The organism is Chryseobacterium sp. PCH239 (assembly GCF_018924625.1).
GTDB classification, from domain to species: Bacteria; Bacteroidota; Bacteroidia; order Flavobacteriales; family Weeksellaceae; genus Chryseobacterium; species Chryseobacterium cucumeris.
On record NZ_CP073027.1, the window covers coordinates 2,974,825 to 2,986,596 of the forward strand.

11 protein-coding genes are annotated in these 11,772 nt (G+C 36.2%); 7 read left to right on the forward strand and 4 right to left on the reverse strand.

The window, feature by feature from the left end; translation table 11 throughout:
* Nucleotides 1–15: 15 nt before the first annotated feature.
* A complete protein-coding gene (locus KBP46_RS13775; RefSeq protein WP_082798760.1) occupies nt 16–2,976 on the reverse strand; it encodes a SusC/RagA family TonB-linked outer membrane protein in 2,961 nt (986 codons plus the stop codon).
* Between the two features lie 386 nt (nt 2,977–3,362).
* Complete coding sequence (locus tag KBP46_RS13780; RefSeq protein WP_062673244.1) at nt 3,363–4,241, reverse strand: AraC family transcriptional regulator; 879 nt, start codon at nt 4,239–4,241, stop codon at nt 3,363–3,365.
* Between the two features lie 201 nt (nt 4,242–4,442).
* Here KBP46_RS13780 and KBP46_RS13785 point away from each other — a divergent pair, with 201 nt between their 5' ends.
* The 7 genes from KBP46_RS13785 (at nt 4,443) to KBP46_RS13815 (ending at nt 10,865) form a co-directional block, all read left to right on the forward strand.
* Nucleotides 4,443–5,309 carry an AraC family transcriptional regulator gene (locus KBP46_RS13785; protein WP_062673242.1) on the forward strand — a complete coding sequence of 289 codons (867 nt, stop codon included), beginning with the start codon at nt 4,443–4,445 and terminating at the stop codon, nt 5,307–5,309.
* A gap of 89 nt (nt 5,310–5,398) precedes the next feature.
* Nucleotides 5,399–5,818 (forward strand): OsmC family protein, encoded by a 420-nt coding sequence (locus tag KBP46_RS13790; RefSeq protein WP_002982623.1) that lies wholly within the window; start codon nt 5,399–5,401, stop codon nt 5,816–5,818.
* A gap of 178 nt (nt 5,819–5,996) precedes the next feature.
* Entirely contained in the window at nt 5,997–6,602 is a 606-nt protein-coding gene (locus KBP46_RS13795; protein ID WP_062673240.1) for a TetR/AcrR family transcriptional regulator, read from the forward strand.
* Nucleotides 6,603–6,612: 10 nt separating this feature from the next.
* On the forward strand, nt 6,613–7,881 hold the full coding sequence (locus tag KBP46_RS13800) for an acetyl-CoA C-acetyltransferase (RefSeq protein ID WP_216443495.1): 1,269 nt from the start codon (nt 6,613–6,615) through the stop codon (nt 7,879–7,881).
* Nucleotides 7,882–7,891: 10 nt separating this feature from the next.
* Entirely contained in the window at nt 7,892–8,317 is a 426-nt protein-coding gene (locus KBP46_RS13805) for a PaaI family thioesterase (protein WP_062673236.1), read from the forward strand.
* 2 nt (nt 8,318–8,319) lie between these two features.
* Nucleotides 8,320–9,561, forward strand: coding sequence for a beta-ketoacyl-ACP synthase II (fabF, locus tag KBP46_RS13810; protein WP_062673235.1), 1,242 nt, complete (start codon nt 8,320–8,322; stop codon nt 9,559–9,561).
* 179 nt (nt 9,562–9,740) lie between these two features.
* Complete coding sequence (locus KBP46_RS13815; protein WP_216443496.1) at nt 9,741–10,865, forward strand: TlpA disulfide reductase family protein; 1,125 nt, start codon at nt 9,741–9,743, stop codon at nt 10,863–10,865.
* 83 nt (nt 10,866–10,948) lie between these two features.
* Here the strand turns inward: KBP46_RS13815 and KBP46_RS13820 are convergent, their stop codons facing one another.
* Together KBP46_RS13820 and KBP46_RS13825 are read right to left on the reverse strand one after the other, a co-directional pair.
* Complete coding sequence (locus KBP46_RS13820) at nt 10,949–11,428, reverse strand: hypothetical protein (protein WP_253297045.1); 480 nt, start codon at nt 11,426–11,428, stop codon at nt 10,949–10,951.
* Between the two features lie 21 nt (nt 11,429–11,449).
* Nucleotides 11,450–11,755, reverse strand: coding sequence for a Dabb family protein (locus tag KBP46_RS13825; protein ID WP_216443497.1), 306 nt, complete (start codon nt 11,753–11,755; stop codon nt 11,450–11,452).
* Nucleotides 11,756–11,772 lie beyond the last annotated feature (17 nt).

The window sequence follows — 11,772 nt, forward strand, 5'->3', positions numbered from 1 at the left end:
TCTTAATTGTAAAAGTTAGAAGTTAGCTTTTAAAGATAATCCGATAGATCTGGTAACCGGTAGACCGAATGAATCTACTCCTACCCCACCAGGTGTATTTCCTGATACCTGCTCTGGATCAAACGGTGCTTTTTTGTAGAAGAAAAACAAATTGGTTCCTACTAAACTTACCGTTGCATTTTTCAGATATTTTGAGTTGATATCAAACATATATGAAACAGATGCCTGGCGTAAACGGATTGTTGTAGCACTATATAAATACGCTTCATCAACTCCTTTCCCGAATCCTTCGGTTGTTCCTACTGCTTTATAATAATCTTTTGCATTCGTCAACCCTGTATAAGCCTGTCCTGCGTTTGGAGTTCCTGGTGCATACACTGCGTTTGGAATAGATACGCCTCCGGCATCTCTTGCATCGGCTGTGGTTTGGCTTACTCCATATAGATCATTGGCTTTTTCTGTAAGAGATAATACTTTACCTCCAAATTTACCATCAATAAGGAAAGAGATTCCCAGTTTACCAATAGTAAAGGAGTTATTGAATCCCATAATAAACTTAGGGTTCGGATTACCCAGATAAGAAGGAGTACTCTCTGCCAAAGGAACACCTTTTTCATTCACAAGAATACGGCCCTGATCATCTCTTTTAAATTTGATTCCGTAAAGGTCTCCAAAAGAACCTCCAAGTTTTAATCTTGTATAATCACCACCACCTGTTAGTGAAAAGGTCAGATCTTTGGAAACATTGATACTTGTTGGTAATAATTCAACAATCTTGTTTTTATTTGCTGATGCATTCAAAGTGGCCGTCCATCCGAATTTTGACGAATCAAAAATCTTGTAGGATAGTGAAGATTCAAAACCTGTATTTCGGATTTTTCCTGCGTTGATGTAGTATGATCCTGGAGCTAATCCTCCTAAATAGGAAGGAATTGTTGTTTCCAGTAATTGGTTGCTCGTATTTGAGTTATAATAAGTAATATCAAAATTTAATTTATTCCCCAACATTCTCAACTCAGTTCCGGCTTCAAATGTTTTGTTAAGTTCCGGCTTTGGAAGCAATGCCTCAAAACCTGCTCCAGTAGCAAAAGAACTCTTTGGATATACAATGGTTCCTGCATCTACTCCATAAACATACCCTTTGCTATATTCCACCATTGCATTGGTAATATTGGTAGGTAATCCCAAACCAACCGTTGCATAAGATCCTCTTACTTTCCAGAAATTAATTACTTCCGGAAGTTTGAAAATAGAAGACAATATAGCGTTTGCTCCTACAGATTCATAATCAAACCCGGTTCTTCCTGTTAATGCTAAAGTAGAATCCCAGTCGTTTCTGAAAGTCATATCTACATAGAACATATTTTTATAACCTACGGAAGCACTTGCAAAAACAGACTGTACCTGTTTTTTCATATTCGTATAAGTATTATGATATCCATCTCCAGGCGCTCTGTTTACATTCCACTGAAGGTTATTCAAAGTGAAAAGATTTGGATTGGCCAGATAAGCATTATCAATTTGTCCTATTTTATTTCTTGTAGTATTGATACTTCCTCCTACAGTAAAATCCAATGAAATAGATTCACTTATTTTGGGACTACCGATTAATAGGACATCACCGTAAGTAGAAGAATTTTCATATGTATTTTTAAGCATTCTGCCATTAATACCATTAGCTAGTAAGCTAGGAGCTGAGAAAGCCGCAATATCACGCTGGCTGTCTGAAATATTCCAGCTATAGTTTCCTCTTACTCTCGCAGTCAACCATGGATTGATCTGATAAGACAATGAAAGGGCTCCATAAGTATTTTTGTTGCTTACTGTCACGGGATTTCTGTTTAAGATCCAGTAAGGATTCTGTGTCACCGGATTTCCTTTGAAGCTTCCGTCCGGATTGACTTCCCACCAATTTTGAGCCGGCAAAAATCTTGTTTTATTGATGTAAGAATAATTATTTCCTCCGTATTGGTCAAAATCTACGCCTCTTGGCAGCCAGTACAAACTCGTCAAAGGAGAAAAAGAAGCTCCCGGAGTCTGTCTGTTCTTACTTTCCTGTAATGACCCGATGAAGTTGGCATCTAACGTCAGTTTATCATCCAAAAACTTACTTGAATTTCTGAAGGATACATTATACTGATCAAAATATGACATGGGAACTACTCCTTTGTTGGTAGTATTTCCGATTGAGAAATAACTTGTTGATCTCTCATTTCCTGACTGGAAAGAAAGGCTATTTACCCAAGTTGTTCCTGTCTGAAGGAAGTCTTTAAGATAATCTTTAGAAGATCCTTTTGCACCCCAGCTGTCTACTGCCTGTCCCGGCTGTGATCCCGATACAGAAGGGTCATAAGACAGATAACTGTGCTGTAGTTTTGGAAGACTATAAGCCCTGTCCACTGTAAGGCTGGAGCTGTAAGTAATTGAACTTTTCCCTGCACGTCCTTTTTTAGTCGTAATCAGGATAGCCCCGTTACCTCCGGCAGAACCGTACAATGCAGAAGCAGAAGCTCCTTTCAGGAAGTTGATGCTTTCGATATCATCAGGATTGATGGAGCTTAGTACATCTCCGGGATCCGGCATATTGGAATACTGTCCGATATCTGCTGATTTTCCTGTTCCGTTGATAATAGGAATTCCGTCAATTACATATAATGGCTGTGTATTGTTGACAGACTTGTTCCCCCTCATAATCACCCTTACGGAGCTACCTACACCATTGGTTCTGTTGATCTGCACATTGGAAACTTTTCCGTTGATCGAATTTAATAGATTGGGAGTTTTCACTTCTGTAAGCTCATCCCCGCCAATCTGTTGACTGGAATACGTCAAAGAGCGGGCCTGCCTTTTTATCCCCAAAGAGGTGACCACGACCTCCTCAATACTGGTTGTCTTCGTAGTGTCGGCTGTTTTTTTCTCCTGTGCATTCGCAGTAAGTGAAAAAACGAACAGAACGGGTATAACTGCTTTTCTCATAAGGTATAGATTCGTTAGATTTAATTGAGAATCAGTGACATTACTTTATTTTTTAATACAAAAAAATTATTGTTTTTTCAACAAAATTTTGCCGTTTAAGTATTAAATAATTTAAAGTTTTGTTAAGATTTAATTCACATTCACAAATCTAAATTTTGTTGCCAGTCTGATATAATACTATTTTATCATAAAACGATATTATTTTTTCAGCAATCAAAATCAAAAGCCATTAACACTTTAAATATCAACAAAATACAACACTTCCCGAACAATTAAAAAAAGGGGATTTATTCTGATATTTGGACAAAATATAAGTAGATTTCTGGACGGAATTGCAGGATGTCAGATAAGATATAAAACAGAAAGCTGTACATTTTTAATACATATTATTCAATCTTTTTAACTCCTTTAAATTGTTCTTTAAATTCGGTTGGAGTTGTCTTTTTGATGGATTTAAATACCTTATTGAAGTTCGCAATATTATTAAAACCTGCCTCAAAGGCAATTTCAAAAACAGTAAGATTTTTTTCCATCAACCAGCGCGCAGCATAACTTATTCTAATTTCATTAAGATAATTAACAAAAGTTTTCCCTGTTCTTTTTTTGATAAATCTGTTAAACGTCACATTGCTCATATTCACCAATGATGCTACATTATCCAGCGTTATTTTGTTCTCAAAATTTTTATGAACAAAATCATGAACAATCTTCATTTTATCATTATCTGCAAAAGACTCAAGCTCAATACTATATGAGGATAAAAGTGTTTTATTATCTGCAACGGCAAGTTCATTCAGAATTTTCATAATTTCTATAAAAGATTCAAAGCTGTTCATCTTTGAAAGATTGAGAAACGAATCTTTTAGTTTCTCAGCCGTTTCTGTAGAAAAAAGAATTCCTCTGATGGAGTCTTTCATCAGATTATTGATAGGTTTCAGGATATTTTTCTCCATCAGTGACTGTTGAAAGAAATCCTGATTAAATTGTATGGTGATTTCGTGGGTTTTTCTGTTCTTACATCTGTAATTTGCCCAACAGTGTGGTAAATTGGGTCCTACCAGCACCAACTCTATATTTCCGATCTCTCCGGTATGGTCTCCGATCATTCTTCGGTAGCCTTTCCCCTTATAAATAAAGTTGATTTCAATTTCCGGATGATAGTGATAAGGAAAGTCAAATGAGGCTTTAATCCTGTCAAACACGAGAAAACTATCCTCAGGAGATAGTGGAGTTATTTCTCTCAGAATATTTTCTAATTCGCTCATACAGGCAGTTATGAAAAAAGGTTAATACTTTTAGGTTACAATACAAATCTTTGTAAAAATGATAAAATAATATCAATGTAAAAACATATTTTGAATTTATTTTATTTCAATTTTATATATCCAACATAAGAAATCATAGGTTAAGTAATTTAATACAGTTCAAATCATGCTTTTTTTTTATCTTTAAACTAAAGTTAAAGTATGCCGCAACAGCTTATTTTTGAAGATCACTATAAAAGACTCGGACTGGAAGTATTTTCAGAAGAAAATCTGGAGAATTTCAACGGAAGTCGGTTCTCTTCAGATATTAAAGTATTTTTTATTCCTTCAGGATATGAACTTACAGTAGATTTTAATCATTATAAAACAAAGAAACCTTCACTTTTCTTCCTCACCAACCAACATTTGAGTATCCAAAAAGGCAAAGATGAATCTATTCTTCTTTTCTACAACCGGGATTTCTACTGTATTCAGATCCATGATAAGGAAGTGGCTTGTGACGGCCTTCTCTTTCATAATGTATTTGAAATTCCTTTTGTAGAACTTGATGATTCAGAAACTTCTCTTATAAAAAGTTTGTTTCAGAATATTCGGGATGAACTTAAAGGGAAGGATTCTTCCGCAGAGGAAATGATTAGAACCTATGTAAAACAGATCATCATACGAGCTACCCGCAAATGGAAGAAACAAAACTTAGACAATGATACCATCAGAATTCCTGGCAGTGAGCTTGATATTTTCAGAGATTTCAGCAGACATCTGGAAATTCATTTCAGAGAAAAACATAATGTTGCTGATTATGCAGAGCTTCTTCACATCGCTCCGAAAACTTTAACTCATAAATTTAAAAACTTAAAGCTGGAGTCTCCCAACCAGTTTATTATTAACAGAATTTTATTAGAAGCAAAAAGGTTACTTTTTTATACGGATAAACCTGTCAAAGAAATTGCTTATGATCTGGGTTATGAAGATCCCGCCTATTTCAACCGCCTTTTCACGAATAAAACGGGAAGCACACCGGTAAATTTTAAAAAAAATTACATCACGGGAAAAAAGTACAATAGTTAAGTCATTTTATCTATTGAATACTCCCCGCCATAGATATACCTTTGTAACATCAAAATCAAACAACATTACTAAATACAAAAACAAACATTATGAGACGTAACGCAACAGCCGTTTGGAACGGTACCATTAAAGAAGGAAAAGGACATTTAACAACTCAGAGTACAACTTTAAACCAGACTCAATATTCTTTCAACAGCCGTTTTGCGGATGGTGTAGGTACCAACCCTGAAGAATTGCTGGCAGCAGCCCACGCAGGATGTTTCACCATGAAACTGGATGCAGAATTATCTCAGGCAGGCTATAATCCTGAAGAATTAAAGACGACTTCTGTAATTACCCTTGATCCCAATATTGGTAAGATTACAAAATCTGAACTGACTCTTACTGCTAAAGTTCCGGGAATCTCAGAAGAAGAATTCCAGAAATTTGCTAAGATTGCTGAAGAAGGATGCCCTGTAAGTGCAGCATTCAACTTTGAAATCACATTGAATGCTACGTTGGAAAACTAATTTAAGTAATCATTCAATATCAATAGAAACGGGCTTTTAGTCCGTTTTTTAATTTAAAAAGAATCCATTAGCCTCAGCCAAAACTTAAAAGTTAGAATATTACCTGATTAAACTTTTTAAAATAAAATATACCGAGTGGTATATTTTTGTATATTTGCATCATATTTAAACATTTATAATGTCGAAGGCAGAAAAGACGAAACAGCATATTATCGAGAAAACAGCAAACCTTTTTAATACCAAGGGTTATATTTCCACATCGCTGTCTGACATTACTCAGGCAACCGGACTGACGAAAGGCAGCATCTATGGAAATTTTGAAAACAAGGATGAAGTAGCCATTGAGGTTTATAAATACAATGCGGGATTACTGGGCAAAACACTTAGCCGCTCTTTTGGTAATGAGTATCCAACTTCATTGGATAAACTGCATGCTTTTGTAGATTTTTACCGGAAAAACTGGAAGTTTGTCTTTGCCAACGGCGGCTGTCCGTTAATGAATGCTGCTACGGAAGCTGACGATTCTTTTCCTGCCTTAAAAGCACAGGTGCAAAGGTCTTTTGAACAATGGATGACAAAAATATCAAATGCCATTGCTGAAGGACAAAGTAAAGGGGAAATTAATAAAAAAGTGAATGCTGAGCAATATGCATCCTTATTCATCATGCTTATTGAAGGTGGAATTCTACTTTCAAAAACAATGGGTGACCAAAGTTTTCTCAACCACGCTTTAGATAAAGTCAGTCATATGATTGATCATGAACTCAATATTCTTCCATCATAAATAATACCATATGGAAACAAAAAAAGTGGCTATTGTAGGATACAACAGAATTCCCTTTGCCAGAATGAATACCGCTTATTCAGAGCAGGGCAATCAGGATCTTCTTCTTGCTTCTCTCAACGGATTAATAGATCGTTATCATTTAAAAGGAAAACGACTCGGAGAAGTTGCGGGTGGTGCAGTTATTAAACATATTTCTGAGAGCAACCTCATCAGAGAAACAGTGATGAATACCACTCTTGACCCTGCAACACCTGCATGTGATCTACAGCAGGCATGTGATACAGGAATTGAAGCTGCTATTTATATCGGAAATAAAATTGCTCTGGGTCAGATAGACTGTGGTATTGCATGCGGTGTGGAAGCCATGAGCAACATTCCATTTGAGTCTTCACCAAGGTTAAGAAAAGCCCTGTTAAAAGCCAATAAAGAGAAATCAGCGTTTGGAAAAATAAAACAACTGCTAAGCCCGAAGCTCAAAGACTGGATGCCCATTCCTTATAAAGGGCAGGAACCCAAAACAGGTCTTGTCATGGGTGAACACACAGAAATTACCGCCAAATATTACAAGATTTCCAGAGAAGAACAGGATGAACTAGCCTTAAAAAGCCACCAGAATATGGCAAAAGCTTATGATGAAGGATTTTTTGATGATATGATTACTCCTGCTTTTGGTTTAGAGAAAGATAATAACTTAAGACGCGATAGCAGTATTGAAAAGCTCTCACAACTGAAACCCGCTTTTGATAAACAGAACGGAACTTTAACGGCAGGAAATTCAACGCCATTTACGGATGGTGCTTCCGCAGTTTTGCTGGCCAGTGAAGAATGGGCAAAAGCCAATAACCTTCCTGTCTTAGCTTATATCACTTTTTCAGAACTGGCAGGAATAGAATATGTTGAAAATAAACAGGATTTACTTCTTGCTCCTGTTTTTGCAGCAGAGAGAATGCTTAAAAAAGCAGGCATGAATTTATCTGATTTTGATTATTATGAAATTCACGAAGCATTTGCAGCACAGGTTTTAGCCACAATAAAAATCTGGGAAAATGATGAGCTGGCCAAAAAATTCGGATTGGAAAAAGCTCTTGGGAAAATAGACAGAAGTAAACTGAATATAAAAGGAGGAAGTCTCGCCGCCGCCCACCCTTTTGCAGCAACGGGAGGAAGAATTATCGCAACACTGGCAAAACTTCTCCATGAAAAAGGCAGTGGAAAAGGATTTATATCCATTTGCGCAGCACGTGGACAGGGAGTAACGATGATTTTAGAAAAATAAAAACGCACGTATGGATAGATTAGCACAATTAAAACAATTCATCGGAAAAGAATTTGACCAGTCACCTTCTCCTTTTATGAAATGGCTCAATCCTGTTGTTCTTTCTGCAGAAGAAGGTCAGCTGGAATTTCAATATACCATAAGACCGGAATGGCTGAATCCTATCGGAAACCTCCACGGTGGAGTTACCGCTGCCATTATAGACGATATCATTGGCGCTACTATGTTTTCTTTAAATGAAAATTCTTTCATTACCACGATAAATAATGTCATCGATTATTTTTCAACTGCAAAAGAAAATGATAATATTGTAGCCGAAACTAAAATCATTAAAAGAGGTAAACAATTCGTAAATGCACAATGCGAGATATGGAACGCAGACAAAACACGATTGATCGCAAGAGGAACCTCTAATTTATTCAAAATCAATAACTAAGTATGAAGAGAGTTGTCATTACAGGTCTGGGCGCAGTGACGCCTTTGGGAAATAATGTCGAAGAATTTTGGCAAAACAGTATTAAAGGAGTCAGCGGAGCAGGACTCATTACCCATTTCGATACGGAAAAGTTTAAAGTTCATTTTGCCTGTGAGGTAAAAGACTTTGATCCTAAAGTATATCTGAATCATAACGAAATCAAGAGAAGTGATTTGTTTACACAATATGCCATGTATGCCTCATCAGAAGCCATTCAGGATTCCGGCCTTGAACTTGAAAAGATGGATCCTTTTGATACAGGAGTGATCTGGGGAACAGGACAGGGCGGAATGTGGACTTTTGAAAAAGAAGTAATGGATTTCGCTGCTGGAGATGGAACACCACGTTTCAATCCGTTCTTTGTACCGAAGTTTATTGCCAATATGGCTTCAGGAATGATTTCTATGAAATATGGGCTTCAGGGAATCAATTATACTACAGTTTCTGCCTGTGCTACGGGAAATACAGCATTGATGGATGCTTTCAATTATATCCGTCTCGGGAAAGCAAAAGTAATTGTCAGTGGAGGTTCCGAAGCTGCTATCACTCCGGCATCCATCGGAGGATTCTCTATTATGAAAGCCATGTCTACAAGGAATGATGACTTTGCTAGCGCGAGCCGTCCTTATGATGCAGACAGAGATGGTTTTGTAATGGGTGAAGGTGCAGGAGCACTGGTGCTTGAAGAATACGAACATGCTGTTGCCAGAGGAGCAAAAATTTATGCAGAATTAGCCGGAGCCGCCATGACGGCAGATGCTTATCATATGACAGCACCCCATCCGGAAGGAGCAGGAGCCATCAAAGCAATGCAACTGGCCGTGAAAGAAGCAGGAGCTAACATGGAAGACATTGATTATATTAATCCTCATGCTACTTCCACTCCATTAGGAGATATGGTTGAATTAACAGCCATCAATAAAGCATTTAAGGGAAGTAAAAACCTTGATATCAGTGCCACAAAGTCCATGACCGGGCATTTGCTGGGTGCTGCCGGAGCGGTAGAAGCCATTCTTTCAATCAAGGCTATTCAGAATGGAATTATTCCTCCAACAATCAATCTTCACAGTATTGATGAGAATATTCCTCAGGATATCAATATTGTTTTCGGAGAAGCAAAAGAAAAAAACATCAATTTTGCGTTGAGTAATGCCTTTGGATTCGGAGGACATAATGCAACTGTTGTTTTTAAGAAATTCTCTTAATTATCATAAACTTACGACAGATTTTCATATCTGAAATTGAATTATACATTCTTCCTTAGTCAGAAGAATAAAATTCTGAAAATATTTAACGGAAATAATTACAATCCTTGTGTTTTTAAAGCGCAGGGATTTTTTATATATAAAAGTTTTTGTAAGTTCGTTCCGTCACAAAATATTTTATGAAGAAACTTTTCTATGCATTATTAATTCTTATTTCGAATTTTCTTTATTCTCAGAATAATTTTGAAATTGATCTCAGTTCAGATTCATACATTAATGATAGCCTTATGTTAGGAGCTCCAGCCACCAGAAACGGGTTCGGAGAGCTTTATACATTCAAAATACAAACCAACAACAACATTTCTGATTTTGGAAAAAAGATCAGGATGAAACATTCTATTTATTATTTTAAGATTCAAAAGAAAAATATTGCCAGTGGTTTTACAGAATACCCTCAACCAGTAGCGTTTGGTTATATGGGAAAGAACGGTAAAGCGGGTTATAGTACAAAAGTATTTTTCTTAGAAGGAGGAAAATATAAAATTGATTTACCCAAAGACTTTAATAATGTAGAACTTAATATAGACTCCCCTACCAACAGAGAATATAAGATTTTACAAAAATCATTGGAACCGTTTTATATAAAATCAAAAAATCCCTATCAAGGTGATAGCTTGATCAATATAGACAAAAAACAGGAATTTTTAGGAGAATACATCAGGAAAAATCCCAATTCGTATGTTGCATTATGGGAAATTGTGAATGATTATACTCTTAACGATTACCATCCTGCTTATTTGAAAAACTTAAATTTATTTTCCGCAAAATTTAAACAAAACGCATTATACAAAGGTGTTGAAGCCCGTTTAAACGCAGAACAATCTACATCCATTGGACAAAAAATACCTGACATTTATTTTGAAAAGGGGAATAAACTGACTTCGGAAGATTTTAAGAAATATAAATTAACCTTTATTGATTATTGGTCAACGACTTGCGCCCCTTGCATAAAAAGTATGCCTGAAATTGTGAATCTGTATCATGAATATAAAGGTCAAAATGTAAACTTCATTACAATTACAGACGAGCAAAAACCCAATAGAATGGAGGTTGCCAGGAATATTTTAAAGAAAAATAATGCGGATTGGATAAACTTTTTTGATGTAAACAAAGACTTCCAAAAAAAAGTGAATGCTACAAGCTATCCTCTTCATTTCATCATCGATGAAAACGGAAAAATAATTGCCCGAATCAGCAATAGCATTGAGGAAGCCAGAGCTGTTATTAAAGAATTTCTACAATAATTCTTCAAAAGAAAAAAGCAGTCAAAACTGACTGCTTCAAACATAACGAATTATATACCCCTTATAAAGAGATTGACTTGTAACTATTGAGCATCCGGGATAAAAAAATCCTCGGCATTTTCAGCAATCGGAATATAGAGTCTCTCCCATTCTTTGCTTTTCACCATATCCCAGCTGTGACCGGTTCCTTTAAGATCTTCAGCAAGAAGAACTACTCCCGGTTTAATCATAAAAGTAGAACCATCTGTTACTTTAAATCTTATATTGCCCTTGATGGTAATCACATATTGTCTTCTGGGAGCCGGATGAGCATTTTTTTCCCACTCCTCCGTTTTATTGCTCATCCAGAATGTTGTGGTATTCATGTGTTTAAGAGTGGGGATTTTCCCTTTCTCAAAAGTACATGATCCGTCAGGATTGTTGATTAATCTTATAGCAGGAATAAACTCAGTGGAGGTCTCCGAAGTGACACTTACATTTTTATGGTTTTTGTGTTGTGCATTCATAAATCCTACAGTACTTACTAGTAAAACAAGGCTTAAGCCCTTAATGATATTTTTCATTATAAATTTAATTTTTTATTTTTAATTATAAACAGTATCATAAACCAGCATTCTTTCAAAGAATGGTTTATATTTCTGAACCAAAGCAAGATGCTCAGGAAGTTTTCCATAAGCTTCAAGTTCTTCCAGGCTATCGAACTCCATAGAAGCATTATAAGTAAATGTGCTGTCTAAAACACTTCTCGGGCTGGAAGCTGCCGGTTTTCCGTAACGGAGATTCTTCTGATAAGGAAGCTTTTTAAGGCCTTCAAAAAAATTTTCAAATTCTTTTACCTCAGGCCCGGAAAGGTCTTTTCTAAGCCAGAACAACAAATAATGGAAGTACACTTTTTTCTTTTTTTAGG

Bases quoted from the DNA above. Each gene is read 5' to 3' on its own strand.
- KBP46_RS13775 (WP_082798760.1), bottom strand. From the start codon at position 2,976: ATGAGAAAAGCAGTTATACCCGTTCTGTTCGTTTTTTCACTTACTGCG.
- KBP46_RS13780 (WP_062673244.1), bottom strand. From the start codon at position 4,241: ATGAGCGAATTAGAAAATATTCTGAGAGAAATAACTCCACTATCTCCT.
- KBP46_RS13785 (WP_062673242.1), top strand. From the start codon at position 4,443: ATGCCGCAACAGCTTATTTTTGAAGATCACTATAAAAGACTCGGACTG.
- KBP46_RS13790 (WP_002982623.1), top strand. From the start codon at position 5,399: ATGAGACGTAACGCAACAGCCGTTTGGAACGGTACCATTAAAGAAGGA.
- KBP46_RS13795 (WP_062673240.1), top strand. From the start codon at position 5,997: ATGTCGAAGGCAGAAAAGACGAAACAGCATATTATCGAGAAAACAGCA.
- KBP46_RS13800 (WP_216443495.1), top strand. From the start codon at position 6,613: ATGGAAACAAAAAAAGTGGCTATTGTAGGATACAACAGAATTCCCTTT.
- KBP46_RS13805 (WP_062673236.1), top strand. From the start codon at position 7,892: ATGGATAGATTAGCACAATTAAAACAATTCATCGGAAAAGAATTTGAC.
- fabF (WP_062673235.1), top strand. From the start codon at position 8,320: ATGAAGAGAGTTGTCATTACAGGTCTGGGCGCAGTGACGCCTTTGGGA.
- KBP46_RS13815 (WP_216443496.1), top strand. From the start codon at position 9,741: ATGAAGAAACTTTTCTATGCATTATTAATTCTTATTTCGAATTTTCTT.
- KBP46_RS13820 (WP_253297045.1), bottom strand. From the start codon at position 11,428: ATGAAAAATATCATTAAGGGCTTAAGCCTTGTTTTACTAGTAAGTACT.